Below are 20,638 nucleotides of genomic sequence, written 5' to 3'. Positions count from 1 at the left end.
CTCATTCCAAACCGTTGCTATCCTTTAAAAATAAACGAACATAGTGATTGTTCCTTTCATTTCCAACGATATAAATAGGAACTTCCTGTTCTATTTTGCTGAAATGCAACGATTGATTCTGTTCCTCCAGAAAGAAACGATTAGGTAAAATCGATCGACCTTCTCCTTTTTTTATAAGGTCGATCATCGAGTAAATAGAGTCAACTTCAACAAATTTACACGTCTGCGGATTGATTAAAGATAGCATCATCTTTCTATATGGACATTCCTTATCACGATTCATCAAATATACATCTTGCGCAGCTATTGCAGATAGCCAGCCAATCTTTTCGCTAAATAACACATCGTTATCAAAGGCAGTCCTCTTATTTGTGATCAACACATCCAATTCTTTTTTTTGATATAGTTTTTCTAATTGATCTGTTGTGTCGATAAACAATTCGATTGCCGGCTGATAATTGATGACATCTGTCAATTCAAAGTAATTAGATGCGATTGTTTGTGTGCAACCAATTTTTATTGGTAATTTCTTATAATGCATTTCAATTTCATCGATTTGAGCTAATAGGAGCTGATTTAGATGAACGCTATGCAATATAAAATAATTTTACCGGATAATTATGACATGTCACTGATTAGACAACGAGTAAAAGAAAATGGGTACAAAACAGATAACTTCCAAAGTCTACTCTTTAAATCTTATCTTATTTCAGAAAAAGTACAAGGGGCAATTTCAAATTCCTATGCTCCTTTATATGTATGGGAAAATGTTGAAGGAATGAATCAATTTATCTTTACAGGATTTTACGACGCTATTATTCGCGATTTTGGTTGGCAAGCCATTCAAATTGGTGTTCCTTTCACCATAAATCTAGAGGATAATTTTAAAGATGCGACTTACCTGTTAGAACAAACGATTACAATCACGGAACAGCAAACGTTGACTAATACCCCGAAGCAACTAGTGGACATCCAAAAAACTTTTCCCAAAAAAAGTCTGGGAAAACTTGTCATCTATAATCCAGACAAATGGCAAGCGGTCATACTTGGATTTTATGCTGAAAAACCAATTCACAATGAAGCAACTCTTTATGAAATACTTCATATTTCTGTAAATGAAAGATATGCTTACTTCTAGATGATCGATCTTTATATATCGAGGACACTACAGATCGATCATCTTACTTTAGCGCTTTAAAACAATGAGCTAAATGATCGTCTACCATCCCTGTTGCTTGCATAAAAGCATAGACAGTTGTTGTCCCTAAGAACTTAAAACCTTTTTTCTTTAAGTCTTTACTTATTTTATCCGATAATTCTGTTGATGAGGGAACTTCTTTGATATTATTCCAACGATTCTTAATAGTTTCTCTATCCACATAAGCCCAAATAAATCGATCAAAGCTGCCATATTCTGCTTGGATCTTCATGAAAGCTTGTGCATTATTGATTGTAGCATTGATTTTCAACTTATTTCTAATAATTCCTGGATCTACTAGTAAAGCATCAATCTTCTCTTGGGTATACTCAGCAATTTTCACATAGTCAAATTGATCATAAGCACTAGTTAGTGTCTCTCTTTTTTTAAGGATCGTCGACCAACTTAACCCCGCCTGCATACTCTCTAAGGTTAGCATTTCAAAAAGTTTTTGATCTTCATGTTCTGCTGTTCCCCATTCTTCATCATGGTATTTTTCTTCTAATTCAGTTCCATTTGCCCAATCACACCTGATTCTTTCCATATTCGACTCCTATCTTAGCTTCTTTTATCTAAGAATAACATGAGAACGTATGTTTGTAAACGAGATAAAAAAAAGAACTCGGAACATCACTAAAAATCAGTGTTGTTTCAAGCTCTAAATCCGAATACACAGTGAGAAAAAAGCAGCTTATTTCTCGGAGCTAAATACTTTTATCTCGTTTTTTTTCATTTGCGGTTTACTTGTTTAATTTACTTGCTGCTGCTTCATCTAAAATAACCGTAAGATTCGGATGAAGTTGCAAAACAGATGCCGGAAACTCCTCTGTTACTGGTCCTTGCAATACGTTTTTTACCATTTCAGCTTTTTTCTCGCCGTTTACAATCAAAATCAACTGTTTAACTCGCATTACACTAACAGGTCCCATAGTAACGAATTCCATCCCTTTTTCCATCATATCTGGCACAAACCAAGGTTCGTCACCTGTTACTTTTATCTTATAAGTCAAATTTTCAAAGCTTGTCGTTGTAGGCATATTCCCACAGAAGTGTCCATCTCCACCTAAGCCGATCAACATGGCATCTAAACCGCCATCCATCGCTATACGTTTATCTTGTTCTTCATAATTTTCCACAGTCAACGGATGAATATTAGCTTCATCAATATTAGCGGGTGTTAAATATAATTTTCGTAAATCCGTAATAGTCAGCCCTTCTGTTTGGCCTGATACAGGAATTTCGTCAAAATTATAATAGTGAACGTTCGCGTAATCTGGCGAATCTTTTACTGTCTCCACCATTTTTTTATAGACACCAACAGGAGTGTTTCCGGCTGTAATAGATAGATTGACACGCTTATCTTGGCTCATATGGCCAAATAAAATATTTTTTGTGGTTTCGCTCATTGCCTCAAAGTCTTTTTCAATAATAATTTTCATTTGATTCACTCCATTTCCTTTTTATACCTTCATTGTATCGTATGGGAACCATCCCATGTCAATGGTATATAAAAAATAGAGAAGTTTCTTCCTTTCACTATTGAAAACAGAAAAGAATGGATAGCAAAACCAGAAAATCAGTCGCGCTCTACATTCTAAAATTGGATGATCGACAAGAAAAAATATCGTCTATTTCATGCTCGATTTGTATTGACTTTCTATTTGTAAATAGTCCAAAAATTCAATGCTTCGTTCATTAATTCATCCGCTGTAAATTCTTTTTTGGAATGTCCTTTTGCCTCAGAATCGTTTGGATCGTTCACCCAGAACTTCCCATCATTCGTACCGCTAAGTACCATAATATGTCCTGTTTCTGTAAATAAACCTGGTTTTACCGAAATGATCACAGGGTGTTTTTGTTTTAATTGCTCTTCAACAGTTGCAATGTCTGTGCCAAGATCTTCAAATTGATACCCTTTCATCATCGCAAAATCAGAGAAAATGGACCAAGCCGTACCTTCTCCATCTACAAAATAATCATTTTTTGACCAATTTAGAATATCTTGAGGTATGTATGTTTTATTATCTAAGTACGAAGATACCATTGCTAAAGAAAGGATCGCACAACCGTTGATTTCTAATGTATTACCATCAGGATTTTCCATGCCATATGGTGTTGTCTTCCATTTATCATCTGTTTGTAATAGCAAGTTGATTGGCATCCGGTCAGCAAATTTACTTTCGCTGATATTTTGATTGATTTTTTCAGTATACGTCAATTCTTTGACTTTTTCCGGTTCTTTTTTGACTTCACTTGTTTCAGATGTTTTTACTTCAGCAATCTTTTCTTCAGAAAACACAGATGAAAAACCATGTCCTTCTTCCAATGGCGTCACTTTCGCTAAAATTGCTCCTGAAAATGTAGCCATTACTAATAATGCTATGATATAAGCTTTTGATTTCTTTGTTTGTTTCATGTATATCTCCTTCTTTTAAGTTGAAAGATTTACTAGAGCCATTCACTTTCAAACGAATTAGATAAATAGTAATCAATACTTCTAATATTACTGAATCTAACAAAAAAAGCAAGTAAGAATAATTATCTTTGAAATGATTACGAACATATTTTCTTGAATTATTTCCAATTTTTAGGTAGAATGATAGTAACTGATTATTCAGAGTCTGATACTAGCAGTAAATTCGTGAAGGAGGTAGAAGAATGGATAATAACCACAAATCAACAATGAAAAGCATTTCAAAATTGATAAGCCAATCTTCCCAAAGTTTCTTTTCGGCATTTTTAGATGACTCTAAAGATAAGCAGAGCAAAAATAAAGAGCGTGAAGAAATTCTTAAGAAATTACAAGTCGCTTCTGCTCAAAAAAGTTTAGTTGTTTTACAATTAAAAGAAGTGCCGACTTCTCAAAAGTTTGAGACCGTTTCAGGTTGGATCGTTTCCAAAAATATAGGTGATTCGATCATGCTGCGTTTACAAGAAGACAGCCAACAAATCCGGATGATCACTGTTGAACATATAAAAAAAGTGAGTACCTTGTCTAAAAATGACAAAAGACTTATTAAATAAACTAAACAGTCAACGATGTTATTTCGCGTTGGCTGTTTTTTTGTCTAAATAACATAGTAGTATAGAGAAAAAACACTAACTTTATGCAATCCCTATATTTTTTATGATAAACTAAAAAAAGTTCTTTAAGTCTTTTTGTTTAAGACTCTCAAGTATTTTTACAGCTTCCTATTTTAAACTATTAAGGAGAACTTCCTATGCAGCTAAAACTATTAGACAAAACAAACTATACAATCATGAAATTTCCTACTCATACCGAGATCCCTGCTTCATTTCATGAGATAAATGCTTTCAAAAGTATTACTTATACAGATGATGAATGTTCCATTATCGTACCTTCTAACACATTAGAAACGGACTTAGCGCTTTCTGTCGATGATGACTGGTTTATTATTCAAGTTGTCGGTGAACTAGATTTTTCTTTAGTTGGTATTTTGACTCAATTAGCCAATCCATTAGCTGAAAATAAAATTTCAATTTTTTCTTTATCCACCTATAACACTGATTATCTTTTAATTAAAAACAAAGATAAAGAAAAAGCTATTCATGTTTTACAGGATTGCGGCCATACATTTCAATAATTTGTTCTATTCTCTTTTATGGGTATTATTCTGACAATCTGATACAATAAAAGAGACCGCACTTACACACGTTAAAAAGGAGATAAAACATGAACAATGAATATGATAATCCTAATTTTTTCGAAACTTATAGCCAAATGGATCGTTCTAGAAAAGGCTTAGAAGGAGCTGGTGAATGGCATGAATTAAAAAAATTGCTACCTGATTTTACTGGAAAAACAGTTCTTGATCTTGGATGCGGCTACGGTTGGCATTGCCGTTACGCAGTTGAGAATGGTGCTGAAAAAGTTATTGGCATCGATTTGTCTGAACGGATGATCGAAAAAGCCATGGAAATGACGGATTCTCCAAAAATCAGTTATCATTTAATGGGGATGGAAGAAATCGATGGATTGGGCGAAACATTCGATATTGTGATCAGCTCTTTAGCACTTCATTACGTTCCTTCATTCGATGAAATCGCCAAGAAGGTCAATCACTCTTTAAATTCTGGTGGCCATTTCATTTTTTCTGCTGAGCATCCTATTTTTACAGCACAAGGAACGGAAGATTGGATTTACGATCAGGGACAACCGATTTATTGGCCTGTTGACCGCTATTTTGACGAAAGCATCCGTGAAACAACCTTTTTAGGTGAGACAGTAATGAAATACCACAAGACATTAACAACTTACCTAGACGGCTTATTAACAAACGGTTTTCAGCTTACAAGAATCGTCGAACCCATGCCTGCTCCTGAATTGCTAAAAGAAAGTGCCGAAATGCGCAACGAGCTGCGTAGACCAATGATGCTTTTGGTTTCAGCCAAAAAGGTAACACAACATGACTAAACCACTTCGATCGTCTACTACAAACCAGAGGAGGAATCTCGAATGCACGATTTAGCCCAAAATATCATGAACCACTTGATTCCGTTTTTTGATCTCTTTATTTTAGCCTTGAACATTTTCTCTATCTTCGTCTTGATTTGGGGGGTTATTATGGCGGGGATTGATTTTATAAAAAGTGAAAAAGACAATCGAAATCGTATTGTGATGGCCCGACAAAATAATTTTATTAAAAGTTTTTTAGGTAGTTATATTCTACTTAGTTTAGAAATACTAATTGCCGCAGATATTATTGAATCGATTATCAAACCAACCTTTCAAGACATTTTAAAACTGGCTATTTTAGTAGTGATCCGAACAGTCATTTCTTATTTCCTGCATAAAGAAATTGAAGATGCATTGAAAGATAAAGAAAATGAGACTGAAGAAAAAACAATTCAAAGCAAAAACTCTTAGTGTTCCTATTTTAAAATGCAGTTATCTCTAAAAATACGATTTAAAAAAGGGCTGGGCTATAACTCTACGAGTCATAGCCCAGCCCTTTTTTAAGTCGCTTATTTGTATTTCAATTTTATTTTTGCAAAAGAAGTTGTTTCACTTCCCTTTGCAAAATATCTAATTCTTTCTTTGATTGTGCTTCAGTTTCAGAATGTACTGAATAGTATATTTTACACTTCGGCTCTGTCCCAGAAGGTCTGATGCATACCCACGATCCATCTTCAAAAATGTATTTTAGTACATTTGATTGAGGTAACTTCAACGCTTCTATCTCACCTGTCACGAGATTTTTTTTACATCCAATACTGTAATCTTCTTGCAATTTTATTTTTTTAGAACCTATCTTTTGCAAATTTTTCTGCTTCAACGTTTCTATAAGCGTTTCCATTTCTTTTTGTCCGCGTTTCCCTTTGAAAGTGATACTTTCTAACGTTTCATGATAAAAACCATGCTCTTGATAAATAGCTTGTAGCTGCGCTAACACGGTTGCTCCTCTTTGTTTACACTCCAATGCCAGCTCAGCCATTAAAATAGCTGCTTGAATCGCATCTTTGTCTCTCACAAACGCTTTGATCAAATAACCAAAACTCTCTTCATAGCCAAAAAGAAATTCTTTGTCTTTTTTTTCTTCAGATAACGCGATCTGTTCTCCGATAAATTTGAACCCGGTCAATGTGGTTCTCGTTTCTATCCCAGCTTGTGCTGCGATCTTCTCACCTAAATCAGAAGTTACAATTGTTTTAGCAATAAAATAGTTTGACATGTTTTCTTTTTCACTTTTTTTATGTCGAATTAAAAAATCTAATAATAAAACGCCAATTTGATTCCCGTTAAGTAGTACTGGCTGTTCTTTTTCATCTAGAATAACTACGCCTAATCGATCTGCATCTGGATCTGTTGCAAGAAACAAATCTATTTTTTTCTTCTCTGACTCTTTTAAAGCTAACTCAAACGCCTCAGGATCTTCTGGATTCGGTGATTTGACCGTTGAAAAAGCAGGATCCCCATCGGATTGTGACGCTAAAATGGACAGATCACTAAATCCTACATTTTCAAAACCTTTTCGAATTAATTTTTCTCCCGAACCATGGAGAGGTGTATATAAAATAGATACTTCATCGCCATTTTGCTTAACGTTCTTCTTATTTTGTAAAACGGAAGTCAGCTTCTCTAAATACAGACTATCCATCTCTTCATCGAGGTAATGAATACGTCCCATTTTAAGGCAATCAGACAGCGAAAAGGGATCGATCTCTAATTCATTCGTTAAACTGTTCAAAATGTGCATCAGTTCGGTCGCTGTTTCTAGCGTTATTTGACCGCCATCAGAACCATACACTTTAAATCCATTATATTCTTTAGGATTATGACTCGCTGTAATCATTACTCCTGCAAAAGCATTTAATTCCCTTACAAAAAAAGATAATTCAGGTGTTGGACGCATCATACTCGATAAATAAACGGTTATCTCTTTTGAAGCTAAAACGGTCGCTGTCCATTGCGCAAATTCTTTTGAAAAAAAACGATTGTCATAAGAAATAACCACACCTGCCTTTTGAGCTTCTATCCCTTTCTTCTCAATGTATTGTGCTAAACCCAAGGCAGCACGTTTAATCGTATACTCATTGATACGATTCGTTCCAACGCCAATTTCCCCACGCATTCCTCCAGTTCCAAATGAAAGATACTGGTAAAAACGGTCTTCTAATTCCTGTTGATTCTCAATGTTAGCCAATTCTTTTTTTAATTCATCTGATAGACATTCTGCATTTGACCACTCAGCATATTTCTTTTTCCAACTCATGAGATCAACCTTCTTTGTCTAATTGTTCAAGAATTGCACTAATGCTTAATTCACAACCCGCCATCGAGGTATCTGCAACGCCATAATACATTATTAGCTTATCTCCATCGACAAGACCACCACAACCAAAAACCACATCTCCGAAGAATCCCTTTTTCTCATACTCAGCATCAGGCTCCATGATTGGATTCTTTGTTCGGGCAATTACTTTTGTCGGATCATCAAGATCCAATAGGACTGCCCCCATGCAATAACGTTGTTCTTTGGTTGCCCCATGATAAATCTCAAGCCAGCCTTTTTCTGTTTTTATAGGAACTAGCCCACCACCGATACGCCCACTGTTCCAACTATCTTGTTGTATACCAATCAGATGTTTATGGTTCCCCCAAGCTTGTAAATCAGGAGAGGAGGCAATCCAAATATCGTAGTTCCCAATACTCTTTAATGATGGACGATGCAAAGCATAATATTTTCCATTGATTTTTTCAGGAAATAATAAGACATCTTTATTTTCTGGTGCAAAAATATTTCCCATATCTTCAAAATGCTCAAAATCAGTTGTGCAGATCATTGAATCACAAACGCCCATTGGTGACACAGAACTAAAATTCACATAATACGTATCACCAATTTGCGTACACCGAGCATCTTCAATTCCAAATGTTTGATATTCATTGAATGGATATAAAAACGCTTTGTCATCAACTGTAAACTGGCGACCATCTTTACTCCGTGCAATTCGAATATATGAAAGTGACGTCAAATAGACAAACCCATCTAAGTTATCTGCTAATCGAATCATTCGTGGATCTTCAAAATCATACTGAGGATCTGTTCGATCAAACGTTATGATTTCCAATTTTTTTGTTTCAGGATGAATGATCGGCGCTTTGATCGTCTCTTCAGACGTTGAAATCGGTCTTTCTGCAACGCGCAATAATAATAATATTTCGTCTTTATATTTGGCTACTCCGGCGTTAAATGCACCAATCACTTCATGATCTTTATGCAATGGAGGAACATCTAACGGAGTAATAAGCGGATTTTCTTCATAACGATAAATAGTCATATTTTTTCTTCCTTTTCTAAAATGGATTTTGGATAGTTATTTTTTGAGCCTCAGCATCGCTAATTCCAGCGTAAAATGTCGCTTCTTTGCCATGTAAAACTAAGCCCCCACTAAAAACTACATCGATTAAATCATTTCTTTTAGATGGACCTGGTAAAAAATCCGATCTTTCAGCAATGATTTTCGGATTTTCCATTGTCTCTTTCTTTTTATCTATTTCAAATGTCATAGCATAATAATGACGATTTCCAACTTGATCAAAGGAAGCAATATGGCCTAGTACACAAATTCGTTCATCAATTAAATGAATTTCATTTGCGCCACCCCAATCAACATCAGAAAACTGCTGTTTAAGCAGCGTTGCTTCTTCGATTATTTCTAGCGATAGTTGTGCTAACGTATCTACCCATGCAATACCAATTTTGCCTCTACCCCCTTTTTCTCCTTGTGGTCTAGTCAAAACTAAAATTTTTCCATCAGGTAATTGTTTCAATCTGATGTCTTTCATTCCAAATGGGCCTTCAAAAATTTTTTCAGCTTCATTAATACTTTTTAGTCGATATAAAATAGTTCGCCAACGCGCTCCTTCTTTATCAAAAAAGACTTCTACACCACCTAAAATAACTGTTCCATCGATTGTTGTAACAAATGGATCTTGTAACGCTAGTTTGATAGCTCCCTCAATCAAGTTCCATTTGTTTTCTTCTACCTCTTCGAACAAGCCAATTTGTGCTACTTCATTTGTTCTAGCTTCGATACGACCCGCGATAACTTCTCGATCCCCTATGCTAAATGGGGCAGTTATATTGTATACATCTTGATCTGCAACTCCTGAAAATTGAAGCTTTACTGCCTTATTTTTCACTTTCCTTTCACGGTGATGCGTCAATAATAGCTCTATATCAATCATTATTAGTTCCTTCCTATCCAAATACCATACCCAGATAAATAATAGTTTTTTTGTTTTTTGACTAATTCTCCATTTTTTAAACACATTGTATGTTGTGCTGAAAGCTTAAAAGGAGGACTCCAGTTTGGCAAAAAATTTACGATGATTACTAATCCTGAGAGTTGATACATCAATAAACCGTCTTTATTTTCTAGTATCTTCATGCAGTCAGTCTCTTGCAAATACGTTTTACGAAGCGTAATTAGTTTTTGATACCAAGTAAAAATAGTGTCTGACTCTGCATTTTTTTTGCCATAACCTATCCAGCTATTATCTTTAGCTGTATCCCATGGAATCATCCCTCTCGAACGATCTCGATTGACCAAATTTGCTTGTTTCATCGATTCTTCATGGGAATCCCCTTGTAGCCGTAGTTCATCAAACTTATTAATTGCTTGAATATCTCTTATATCAGAAAAATCAGCTGGTAAATAATCGCCCACGCCTAATTCTTCCCCCTGAAATAAAAATGCAACCCCTCTATTTAAAAGTAACAGCGCAGCTAATTGTAAATAGCGTGAGGTCTTTTCCTGACTCAAACGATTCCAAGAACGAGATATATCATGACTATTGAAAAATAACGTTGGCAAACGTTGCGCTCCGTATATTTTTTGCATTTCGGTCAATTCTTGCACAATTTTTTTCTCATCAAAGGATTCGACACTTCCAAAATTAAAGTTGAACGTCACATCGAATAGTTCTCTTCCTGCATACTGCTGGATTATTTCTAATTTATCAGAACTAATCTCACCTACAGTAAACAGCTGACTATTTTTGGAGGTAAGAAAGGCTTTTATATCTTTTATCGTTTCTATGATACCTGGCTGGTTCACATCATATTGATGAATTTGTGTCCCATTTTCATCATAAGGATTGTCTTTACATTCAATGTCAACGGTTAAATTATTGACGACATCTAAACGAAAGCCATCGATTCCTTTTTCAATCCAAAAATCAATAACATCAAAAATTGCTGCTTTCACTTCTGGATTCGTCCAATTAAGATCCACTTGTGCTTTAGAAAAGCTATGATAATAATATTGCTGCGTTTGTTCATCAAATTGCCAAGCACTTCCACCAAAAAAAGATGCCCAGTTATTTGGCTTATCACGCCAGATATACCATTCTCTTTTGGAATTATTTTTCGACATCCTCGCTTCTTGAAACCAAGGATGTTGATCAGAGGTATGATTAATAACTAGATCAATGATGACTTTTATCCCGACATCATGCATACATTTTACTAAAGTTTCCATCGCTGACATGTCTCCATAAATAGGATCTACGCTGTAGTAATCTGAAATATCATAGCCATTATCCACTTTGGGAGAAGGAAAAAACGGTGTTAGCCAAATCCCATCAATCTCAAGTTCTTTTAAATAAGTTGCTTTTTCGCTAATTCCTTTTAAATCTCCGATACCGTCACCATCGCTATCATTAAAAGATGGAACATAAATTTCATAAAAAATTGATTTTTCCCACCAACTCATAGTGATCTCCTTACTTTAATGTAAATTGCATACCATCTTGGAATCGTTTAGAAAAAACTAAGAACAAGATAATTAACGGTAACGTTAGTAAAACTGACGCCGCATACATTGGACCTGGATACGTACCATAAGGACCAAACATCTGAGATATCAAAACATTTAACGTGGTTGTACTATCACTCTTGGAAACGATCATGTCCCATAATAAATTTGTCCAACGATCCGTGTACAAAAATAGAAAAATAACCGTAGTGATCGATTTAGACATCGGCAATACTATTCTAAAAAGAATCGCTATATCACTCGCACCATCTAATTTAGCTGCCTCGATCAACGTATCTGGGATCGCTTTGAAAAAATTTGTATACATAAAGATAGCCCACAGACTCATCACTGTCGGAACGATCATTCCAGCATAGGTATCAAGCAAACCAACTTTCGTGATCAATAAAAACTGGGGAATCAATAAGATGATCGCTGGAAAAAACATTTGAAATAAAATAAAGTTATTTACAAATTTCTTTCCTTTAAATTCAATTTTTGCTAAGGCATAACCAACTGTCAGCGCAAATAATAACATCAAAAACGTCGCAATAGTCGCAACGATAATCGTATTTATAAAAGCGCCGATCCACGGTGCATTAGCCGAAGTAGAGGCATCTCCGAATAACCATTCCCACGATCTTAAATCAAAATGACTCGGAATCAATCTACGATCGACTTCATCCCATGAAGCAAAAGAGTGCATAACTAAATAAATAAAAGGAAATGTCATGATCAACATCAAAAGTGTTGTCACAAGATATTTGATGCTCATTGATAACTTAGTATTCTTACGACCAACCATTTTTTTCACCCCATTTTTCTAATAACTTACGAATAACACCAATAGAAGCAAACGTAACAACTGACGAAAGCAAAGCAATAGAGGATGCATAACCTGATTTCAATCCAACAAATGCTTGATTATAAATTTCCATCTGCCATGTATTCGTAGAAAAATTAGGTCCACCACCTGTCAACTGATAAACTTCGGTAAAGATCCCGAAACTCACACCTACAGCTAGTACTGTAACTGTGAAAAATGCTGGATACATCATAGGAAACGTAATTTTCCAAAATATCGTCCATCTCGAAGCCCCGTCTATCGCTGCTGCTTCATAGATTTCATGATTAATATTTGATAAACCTGAAATCAAAATCAATCCATAATAACCTGACATTTTCCAAGCAATCATCAAAGATACGATGAAAATGGCTACTTTCGGATCGCCCAACCAATCAATATCCAAACCGAATGTATTCCGTAAAAAAATATTAAATGGGCCATTATACGATAACAATCCTTTCACAATCAGAGAAGTTACTACACCACTTGAAAGATAGGGTAAGAAAAAAGCAACCATAAAAAGGCCTTTAAATTTCGGTAAACTATTCACCAATAAAGCAATCACCATAGATAAGACCAACGCCAGCGGAACAAATACCAGTAAAAATTTATAAGTAACTAAAAAAGCGGATTGAACGGCTGGACTTTTTACGGCAGTCATAAAATTTTGAACCCCAACAAAATTAATTGTCGGGGAAATCATATCCCAGTCAGTTAGCGCCAACCAAAAAGACCATAACAAAGGTAACAAGAAAAAAATTAGTGTAAAGATCAGATAAGGACTCGTAAATAACCAGCCTAATTTATTATTCCTTCTCATTACCGAAGCGCTCCTTCAACTGCTTTTTCTCCATCTTTAAAAGCTTTTTGAGGACTTTTCTCTCCTCTTACAACAGGAACCCATGCTTGTTCACCAAAAACTTGCTGAATGTCATTGTATTTCTCATTATCCATTGCTGGGACAGCGTTAGGAACATTTTCTGCAAACACTCTCATCGCAGGGTTTTCTGTAAAGTATTCTTTGAATACAGGATTTTCTGTTGCATCATCTCTAGCAGGAATCAAACTCGTTAATTCAAGCCAAGTCACATCATTTTTTTCATCCCCATAAACAAAAGATAAAAACTTCATCGCCGCTTTTTGTTCATCTTCAGTTGCCTGTGTGTACATAACGATTCCTTTAGAATCGGCATATGTGGAGATATTTTTTTCTCCTTTCATTGAATCGGGCACAACGGGAGAAGTTATCGTATAATTTTCATCGAATGTCAATTCAGGATATTTTTCTTCCCAGTTAGGGAATGTCCACGGTCCTAATTCAGCCATCAAGCTATCGCCATTTTCAAATGGATCAGTCGCTTCACCTGTACGTAGTAATTTCTTTTTGGCAAGCTCATTCATTAAACCAAAGACATCTTCTGTAGCTGTGCGGTCAGCAACAAACTTATTCTCCTGAACAAAAGGAGCACCTTTGCTGGCAGCATTATACAATGGGAAAAAATCAAACCAACGCATCCAAGCAGTAGGATCCGTCAAATCTTTTTTGGCCCAAATCGCTACGTCTTTTTTTTGTTTCGATAATTTATCTCCTACCTCTAATAATTCAGAATAGGTTTCTGGAATTTCATCGACTCCAATTTCTTTTAATGTATCTATGCGCCAAGCATATAAAATAGGATTAGAATAGACAGGGAAAACATATTGTTTGCCATCCGAAAATTCCCAACTCTTGATACTTTTACTCATTTTTCTTTCTTCGACTGCTTTTGAAAAACCTTCTTGTTCATTCAAGGGTAAAATTGCCTCACTCGCAGCTAGTTGAGCTGCAAAGCTTCGATTAATATTTTCAGATAATGTTGGTGCCGTTTTAGAGGCAATCGCTGATTGAATCGTTGCTTCTGAAGATGGACTTTCTTTCATTTGAGACACTTCGACAGTAATATCTGTTTGGCTTTTCTCAAACTCTTTCGCCATATCTTCCCAATATTTTAATTGGGTTGGATTAGGCGCTGCCCAAAATGTAATCTTTGTTTTTCCATCAGAAGAAGCCCCTTCTTTATTTGATGAACCACAACCGACTAAAAGCAACATTCCCATTAAACCAATCGACATGCCAAGTAAAATTTTTTTCAACTTCATAATTTCTCCCCCTGTAAGCAAACGCTTTCTTTTTATAAACCCATAATATCATCCGCACTCAACAAATGTCAACATTACATAACGATGATTACAAAACATTACAAAATAAAAAAGCAATATGATATAATTACGTTAGTTTATAAAAAAGGAGAATCGCCATGAAAAAAGTTTCCATGCAAGATATTGCCGATCAATTAGGTATTTCAAGAAACTCTGTATCACAGGCTTTACGAAATACAGATGGGGTCAGTGAAGCAACAAAAAAAGCAGTCATAGAAACTGCTCACTCTTTAGGTTATGAATACCGTGAAAAACAAACAAACAAGCAATTGGGTAAGATATTATTAATCGCAACAACCTTTGTTTTTTCTCAAAAAAGTTTTTTCGGTGAAATAGTAGACAGTATTCGAAAAAATTGTGAAAAAAACGGTTATCAACTTGTTACTGAATCCCTCTCAAGAGAAGCATTGCGTACATTCAGTTTACCAAATAACATTGCTGAATTTACAGGCATCATTATCCTATCTCATAGTGACAACTTATATATAAAAAAAATTATCGACTACGGTTTGCCTTGCGTCTTAGTGGACCATCATGATCCATCTTTGCATGCTGATGCTATTTTATCTAAAAATACTGACGGAACCTATCATGCCATCTCTCTTCTTTTTCAAAATAATAATAAAAGAATCGGCTTTATAGGAGACACTGCCTTTTCTCCTAGTTATCTCGAACGTTATCAAGGGTATAAACAAGCCTTAGCTGATATGGATCTTGTTGAAGATAAAAGTATTGAAATCACCTCTATTGAAGAAAGCCAAGGTGCCCTTTATACAAAATTGAAAGAAATCGAAACAATGCCAGATGCTTGGTTTTGCGCTAATTCGGGACTAGCTTTTATGCTCAATTCTTACTTACAGTCAATCGGCTATATGATCCCAGATGACATTAATATTATTTGTTATGATGATACTGAATTTACGCGAATGGCAAGCCCTCCCATCACTAATGTTTCAACGAATCTTTTTTATATGGGGGAAGTAGCTGTTCAAACATTGATCAAACGCATCAAGACTAACGATGATCCCTTAATTCATAAACAAATTCTGCCCACCTTAAATATCAGGGAATCCGTAAGACTTATTACACAATAAAACTTTCTGTACTTTAAAACAATTCAAAAAGGTCAATAACAACCATTTTTAGAATAACTAAAAATGTTGTTATTGGCCTTTTGCGCTGATTATTTTTATGCCCGTCTCGGCAATTCAGTAAATCCAAACTCATCTTCTTGCATCAAACGCCATGTCCGCTTGCCCGTATTGTAAATCAATATTGCAATGACCGGCTCATTTCGATAAGCAAAGTTTTTTGTCTTCCACAATGAATCTTCCACAACATGGATCGGGATATGATACTCTTTCCCTTTGATATCCATTTGGTCGAAACAAAAAACAACCCCTTCTTGTAAAATCGGCTTCATTTCTTTCAGTAATTCTACGTCCAACTTCTCAACTGGAACGGCTCGTTTAAAAAATGTTTTCCGATCATTTACTTTCTCCAAGATCACCCGAGTGATTTTATCCGCTAAAATTCGATAGAACTCATCTATATATCGATAATAAACCCTTGTCATATGATCGACAAATTCAAAAAAGACGAAATCATTTTGTAATTTATAAAAGAAAGGTGAGTGCAGACTCGTTTTCATATGCCCAAAATACAGCAGCTCTGAAATCTCCATAGGTGTCAATTCTTTCAACATCGCAACATCAGAAAAATCGATCCATTTAATTTCTTCATCCATTTTCCGACGATGAGCAGTCGAAAAATAGTGTTCTACAGCTTCTTGTCCGCGAATAATCTTCATTCCACTATGCATATCGTATTCCCCTTCTTCAGCAGAAGGATTCAGTAATAGCAAGTTCTTAGGGTGATGAACAATGGAATTCGTAAAGTCTGTATGTGTGATTCCTTTTGATAATACTGCATTACTTGTCATATCAATATGTACATAAATCAAGTCCAACATTTGTTCCATCACCCCCATTATTTATCTTCTATTCCATTCTACAATATTTCTGTGAGAAAAGCTTGTGTCTTTTATTTTAAGATTCAGTTACAAAGCGTTATAATAGGGTCATTTTCCTATCAAATAAAGGATATACGCTAAAAAAATAAGAAATCCTAATATTTTTAAGGTTCCTTTTTAAAGAATAATATTAATAAAAAAATAAAGATTTTAAACTAGGGTTTCAATTTGAAATATGATACACTTAAGTAAAAAAAGGAGGAAGCTTATGGCCTCGAAAAAAGAACGCTCTAAAAAGAAAAAAAATAAGAAAAGAAATTGGCTGATCAATATCTTCCTATTCTTATTATTGGTTGTTGGTTTAGCACTTGTCTTTAATACACAAATCAGAAATATGCTGATCCAGCAAAATGGTAAAGCCTATGCAGTAGAGAAATTAACCCCTGAAATTGTTGAAAAAAACAATCAAACGGACACTTCGTTCGATTTTGACGCAGTTGAATCTCTTAGCACAGAAGCGGTTCTCAAAGCCCAGCTTGCAAATAAAAATTTGCCTGTTATTGGTGCTGTCGCACTTCCTGATGTAAAGATCAACTTGCCGATTTTTAGAGGACTCGATAATGTTGTTTTACTAACGGGAGCTGGAACAATGAAACCTGACCAAGAAATGGGTAAAGGGAATTACGCACTAGCCAGCCACCGTGTACAAGATATGGTTTCTTTATTTTCACCATTAGAATATTCTAAACCTGGAGAATTGATCTATACGACTGATTTAAATAATGTTTATACATATAAAATCACTTATGTTGAAAAAATCGATCCTTCTCGTGTGGAGTTGATCGACGATGTGCCTGGTAAGAAGATGATTACATTGATCACTTGTGGGGATATGTATGCAACAACACGAATTGCGGTTCAAGGCGAATTGGAATCTGTGACACCGATAAAAAAGGCAACACAAGCTATGACAGATGCATTCCAAATGGAACAGTTGACGTTGTAAAAATAGTGGTGCGCTTCTAATTTTCCACCATACTCTTATTGAAACCAATTAAATTACTGTTATTTAGCAGAATTTCGTTGGTTTTTTTATGCTAATCTATGAAGAAGGAAGCCTAAATCTGATAAATTACTCTTACTCCAATTATAAAAGTAACGCTACAAACACTTTGAAGATCATGGAACTGAGAATAATTTATACTCATCTGGGTTATTGATTGTATACTTTATTCTAAACTAGTTTCTTAGTTTACAAACGAGTACAGTACCTTTGATTATTTTTTGTTTTCTACTTTAACCAATCGCTAAAAGAGTGTGGATAATAATCCGTTAAAATATAAACCTAACCTGATTTTGATGATTATTGTCAAAATCAGGTTAGGTTTTTCATTTGGTATTTTATAAAGAAATGTTGCTTATCTTCTATTAAAACTCCATTTAAATTTTTTTAATAACATTTAGGTTCACCTAAACATGGTTTGCGTAGCTTTTGCTAATACTTTAGGATCGCGATTATATGGCGTCACAGGAATAATTTCCTTATTGATATTGAATAGTGTATACACTGCAATTCTTGCTGCACGTACTGAATATTCTTCTGTAAACACCATGTCTTTCGGTATTTCTACAAATTGACTGACCATAGCAAAGTTCGTACTATTTTCTGGAACAACTTGAGGTCGATCTGTCATTTTGCGTGGTTGAAACTGTGCATCAATGTATGGCATATAAGCAGGAATCACATTTACCACGTCTTTAATGATTTCATCCCAATCCGCTTGCCAGCCCATTTGACATATCCATTCATACAAAATTTCTTCTCCCGAGCATTCACGCATTGGTTTCTTTACGTAATCTCCGACTTTGTCTGTATAAATACCATAGCCCCAGAAAATCGTTGTCCCCGGATCTTGATTTTTAAAATGGGGTTGAGCCGCAACGACTGTACTCATCAGCCAGCTTGAATCTTTTAATGTCATCAAGGCTCCAGAACCTGGGATATTGCCTGAAAATTCTTCCATTCGTTTTAATAGCTTATCGCCACGGCAAGTGACAGTAAAACTTTCCCAGTTTGTTTGCGCTTCATTGCCAAAAAACGGCTCAGGATTACCTAACCCTGTTTTTTTCTTCGCAATATTACGCCAAAGTCTAGCAGATCTTGATTCTTCTGTGACCGCTGGTGCAGGTGTTTTCCAATCTCCTTCTGTAGAACTATCTGTCATCGTTCCATTGGTCATGATCACAACATCATCTTCATCCAGCTCGATGATCTCACCATTTCCTAGTTTTAAAGCTGTTACGGTAATATCAGAGCCTGGTTTGAAATCAAGATCGACGACATCTTCATTTAAAGTGAAATCTACTCCATGTTTTTCTAAGAATGATTTCAATGGTAAAATCACACTATCATACTGATTCAATGATGTTCGTGTTACCCCTTCTAGGGTATCGATACGAGAAAATTCTAAAATCATTCGATTCATATAACGACGCAATTCAAATACACTGCTCCATTTTTGGAAAGCAAATGTCGTTTGCCACATATACCAGAAATTCGTTTCAAAGAAATGTGAACCAAACCACTCTTCGATTGTTACACCATCTAAACTTTCTTCAGAAGTAGCTAACAATTTCGTCATCGCTAGACGATCTTCATTATCAAAGCCCATTGAATGTGCATCAAGGATTTCTCGGTCTTTCGTTACCAAGCGAGCTTGTGCATGCGTAGGGTGCAGATGATCAAAGTTCAAGATTTCTTCTGTCACACTATGATTAGGCCATTCAAGTGAGGGAATGCTATCAAATAATTCCCAGAAATTTTCATAGGTTTCTTCGTTCAACATACGACCGCCGCGTGCAACAAATCCTTTTTCATTCGTACCGATTCCATCGTTACTTCCACCTAGAATTTTCATGCCTTCGATTACATGGATATTTTTCCCACTGAAATTTGCATCGCGAATCAAGTAAGCTGCTGCTGCCATTGTAGCAATCCCACCGCCAATTAAGTAAACCTGTTTGTCCCCATAATAACGACTGTTGATCTCTTCTTCTACTTCAGCAACTTTCCCTACTTTCTTGTCAGCAGATACTTTTTTAGCTAGTAAAGCTGCACCTACTGCGCCTACTGCAGCTAATCCCATATGACTTTTTTTCATGAAAATCCCCCCGATTCAATTTATGAATCTAGCGTACAATGATTCCAGATAAATGTCTTGTGATAGCATTATCATTCCGTCTTCTTTTTAGACAACAAGGACGATTTGTCACAACAATTCATTTTCTTGCGCATATAGTCGATAAGAGAAAAATTCAGTGTCTTTAGCTAAACGAAATAGCTGTGTCGCAATCTCTAAAGGAGATTCTTTATAATTTCCTAAAATCCAGTCAATCAAGACACCGCTACAGCCGTATGAAAAAAATCGTGCGTAAAATATCTTGTCTTCAGGAAGTAATTGTTTTTCTTTATCCATTTGGTCGAATAGATTGATAAATAAATTATTGGTGATCGTTGAAAAACAGTTTCTTAAGATGTCTGAATCTGACATGACTGTATTATAGTAGAAATCACTTTTGGATTGGATCGCTTTTAACATTTTTAGCGCTTGCTCTTCCCAGTTGTTCATTCTGACATCAGATGAATCTAGGTAGATCAATGCGTCGTGGGTGTATATCCAACGTAAGAGGTCTTGTTTATCCGTAAAATGATAGTAGAAAGTTTGTCGGTTGAGACCAACTTCTTTCGTGATATCTTGGACGCTGATTTTATTGAACAGTTTTCGATCGCATAATTCGATCAATGCGGATGAGATGGCTTTTTTGGTTATCTGTGATTCGCTCATGTTTTTTTCCTCACTTTTTTTAGTTAGGTACATCATACCAAAAAAATTTGGGAAAATATAAGGTTTTGAGGGATTTTTAGGGATTGTTAATGGTTGATAAAGTAAGGGAATACATTTTTCCTCACGTCTTTACTATGGAATGAAAAAGAAAAAATACTTGTCGCTTCATTTGAAAAATTTAATTCGTTATTTTTTATATTACATTCTCTAGTTATTGTACTTGTCACTCATTGGTTATCCGTCTGAGACAACGGTTAATGGAATTGTTTGGTACCTCAAACGTCCATTCATTC

21 protein-coding genes are annotated in these 20,638 nt (G+C 35.4%); 7 read left to right on the top strand and 14 right to left on the bottom strand.

All coding sequences use genetic code 11. The features are described from left to right. Position 1 precedes the first annotated feature (1 nt). Positions 2–541 (bottom strand): hypothetical protein, encoded by a 540-nt coding sequence (locus tag IGI43_RS11690; RefSeq protein WP_438757964.1) that lies wholly within the window; start codon positions 539–541, stop codon positions 2–4. A 39-nt stretch (positions 542–580) separates the two neighbouring features. Between IGI43_RS11690 and IGI43_RS11685 the strand changes: the two genes are divergently transcribed. Further along, positions 581–1,138 carry a DUF4865 family protein gene (locus IGI43_RS11685; RefSeq protein WP_438757963.1) on the top strand — a complete coding sequence of 186 codons (558 nt, stop codon included), beginning with the start codon at positions 581–583 and terminating at the stop codon, positions 1,136–1,138. A 43-nt stretch (positions 1,139–1,181) separates the two neighbouring features. On the opposite strand, the gene IGI43_RS11680 is transcribed toward IGI43_RS11685, so the two are convergent. The 3 genes from IGI43_RS11680 to IGI43_RS11670 all read right to left on the bottom strand — a co-directional run bounded on the left by IGI43_RS11680 (position 1,182) and on the right by IGI43_RS11670 (position 3,614). Beyond that, positions 1,182–1,742, bottom strand: a complete 561-nt coding sequence (locus IGI43_RS11680; protein WP_438757962.1) for a DNA-3-methyladenine glycosylase I — start codon at positions 1,740–1,742, stop codon at positions 1,182–1,184. Positions 1,743–1,938: 196 nt separating this feature from the next. Continuing rightward, on the bottom strand, positions 1,939–2,637 hold the full coding sequence (locus IGI43_RS11675; protein WP_438757961.1) for a glucosamine-6-phosphate deaminase: 699 nt from the start codon (positions 2,635–2,637) through the stop codon (positions 1,939–1,941). 218 nt (positions 2,638–2,855) lie between these two features. Then, positions 2,856–3,614, bottom strand: a complete 759-nt coding sequence (locus IGI43_RS11670) for a C39 family peptidase (RefSeq protein WP_438757960.1) — start codon at positions 3,612–3,614, stop codon at positions 2,856–2,858. Between the two features lie 242 nt (positions 3,615–3,856). On the opposite strand from IGI43_RS11670, the gene IGI43_RS11665 reads away from it, so the two are divergent. The 4 genes from IGI43_RS11665 (at position 3,857) to IGI43_RS11650 (ending at position 6,086) form a co-directional block, all read left to right on the top strand. Continuing rightward, positions 3,857–4,222: a hypothetical protein gene (locus IGI43_RS11665; RefSeq protein WP_206847146.1), complete on the top strand. Its 366-nt coding sequence runs from the start codon at positions 3,857–3,859 to the stop codon at positions 4,220–4,222. Positions 4,223–4,419: 197 nt separating this feature from the next. Beyond that, positions 4,420–4,803 carry an ACT domain-containing protein gene (locus tag IGI43_RS11660; protein ID WP_438757959.1) on the top strand — a complete coding sequence of 128 codons (384 nt, stop codon included), beginning with the start codon at positions 4,420–4,422 and terminating at the stop codon, positions 4,801–4,803. Positions 4,804–4,892: 89 nt separating this feature from the next. Further along, positions 4,893–5,633, top strand: coding sequence for a class I SAM-dependent methyltransferase (locus IGI43_RS11655; RefSeq protein ID WP_438757958.1), 741 nt, complete (start codon positions 4,893–4,895; stop codon positions 5,631–5,633). Positions 5,634–5,675: 42 nt separating this feature from the next. Next, positions 5,676–6,086 (top strand): DUF1622 domain-containing protein, encoded by a 411-nt coding sequence (locus IGI43_RS11650; RefSeq protein ID WP_438757957.1) that lies wholly within the window; start codon positions 5,676–5,678, stop codon positions 6,084–6,086. Positions 6,087–6,201: 115 nt separating this feature from the next. Here IGI43_RS11650 and IGI43_RS11645 read toward each other — a convergent pair whose 3' ends face one another. Genes IGI43_RS11645 through IGI43_RS11615 form a run of 7 tightly spaced genes read right to left on the bottom strand, consistent with a single transcriptional unit; the run spans position 6,202 to position 14,468 of the window. After that, on the bottom strand, positions 6,202–7,932 hold the full coding sequence (locus IGI43_RS11645; protein WP_438757956.1) for a phospho-sugar mutase: 1,731 nt from the start codon (positions 7,930–7,932) through the stop codon (positions 6,202–6,204). 4 nt (positions 7,933–7,936) lie between these two features. Continuing rightward, positions 7,937–9,001, bottom strand: a complete 1,065-nt coding sequence (locus IGI43_RS11640) for a BtaManbiosPhlase (protein ID WP_438757955.1) — start codon at positions 8,999–9,001, stop codon at positions 7,937–7,939. 16 nt (positions 9,002–9,017) lie between these two features. Then, positions 9,018–9,911, bottom strand: coding sequence for a DUF1861 family protein (locus tag IGI43_RS11635; protein WP_438757954.1), 894 nt, complete (start codon positions 9,909–9,911; stop codon positions 9,018–9,020). Positions 9,912–9,913: 2 nt separating this feature from the next. Further along, positions 9,914–11,440 carry an alpha-amylase family glycosyl hydrolase gene (locus IGI43_RS11630; RefSeq protein WP_438757953.1) on the bottom strand — a complete coding sequence of 509 codons (1,527 nt, stop codon included), beginning with the start codon at positions 11,438–11,440 and terminating at the stop codon, positions 9,914–9,916. Between the two features lie 10 nt (positions 11,441–11,450). After that, a complete protein-coding gene (locus IGI43_RS11625) occupies positions 11,451–12,287 on the bottom strand; it encodes a carbohydrate ABC transporter permease (RefSeq protein WP_438757952.1) in 837 nt (278 codons plus the stop codon). Then, positions 12,274–13,149 (bottom strand): carbohydrate ABC transporter permease, encoded by an 876-nt coding sequence (locus IGI43_RS11620; protein ID WP_438757951.1) that lies wholly within the window; start codon positions 13,147–13,149, stop codon positions 12,274–12,276. The genes IGI43_RS11625 and IGI43_RS11620 overlap by 14 nt, the downstream gene beginning before the upstream one ends. Further along, the gene (locus IGI43_RS11615) at positions 13,149–14,468 is read right to left on the bottom strand and encodes an ABC transporter substrate-binding protein (RefSeq protein WP_438757950.1); all 1,320 of its coding nucleotides are present in this window, start codon (positions 14,466–14,468) and stop codon (positions 13,149–13,151) included. Before IGI43_RS11615 ends, IGI43_RS11620 begins: the two co-directional genes overlap by 1 nt. Before the next feature lie 158 nt (positions 14,469–14,626). On the opposite strand from IGI43_RS11615, the gene IGI43_RS11610 reads away from it, so the two are divergent. Next, entirely contained in the window at positions 14,627–15,622 is a 996-nt protein-coding gene (locus tag IGI43_RS11610; protein WP_438757949.1) for a LacI family DNA-binding transcriptional regulator, read from the top strand. A 95-nt stretch (positions 15,623–15,717) separates the two neighbouring features. Here IGI43_RS11610 and IGI43_RS11605 read toward each other — a convergent pair whose 3' ends face one another. After that, on the bottom strand, positions 15,718–16,500 hold the full coding sequence (locus IGI43_RS11605) for a hypothetical protein (RefSeq protein WP_438758851.1): 783 nt from the start codon (positions 16,498–16,500) through the stop codon (positions 15,718–15,720). A 268-nt stretch (positions 16,501–16,768) separates the two neighbouring features. Between IGI43_RS11605 and IGI43_RS11600 the strand changes: the two genes are divergently transcribed. After that, positions 16,769–17,506, top strand: a complete 738-nt coding sequence (locus IGI43_RS11600) for a class A sortase (RefSeq protein WP_438757948.1) — start codon at positions 16,769–16,771, stop codon at positions 17,504–17,506. A 460-nt stretch (positions 17,507–17,966) separates the two neighbouring features. On the opposite strand, the gene IGI43_RS11595 is transcribed toward IGI43_RS11600, so the two are convergent. Together IGI43_RS11595 and IGI43_RS11590 are read right to left on the bottom strand one after the other, a co-directional pair. Continuing rightward, on the bottom strand, positions 17,967–19,661 hold the full coding sequence (locus tag IGI43_RS11595; RefSeq protein ID WP_438757947.1) for an oleate hydratase: 1,695 nt from the start codon (positions 19,659–19,661) through the stop codon (positions 17,967–17,969). A gap of 108 nt (positions 19,662–19,769) precedes the next feature. Further along, positions 19,770–20,345: a TetR/AcrR family transcriptional regulator gene (locus IGI43_RS11590; protein WP_438757946.1), complete on the bottom strand. Its 576-nt coding sequence runs from the start codon at positions 20,343–20,345 to the stop codon at positions 19,770–19,772. Between the last annotated feature and the right edge of the window lie 293 nt (positions 20,346–20,638).

The organism is Enterococcus sp. AZ126, assembly GCF_051714545.1.
Classification (GTDB): Bacteria; Bacillota; Bacilli; order Lactobacillales; family Enterococcaceae; genus Enterococcus_L.
The sequence above is the reverse complement of the archived record's forward strand: the minus strand, read 5'-3'. Positions and strand labels throughout refer to the sequence as shown.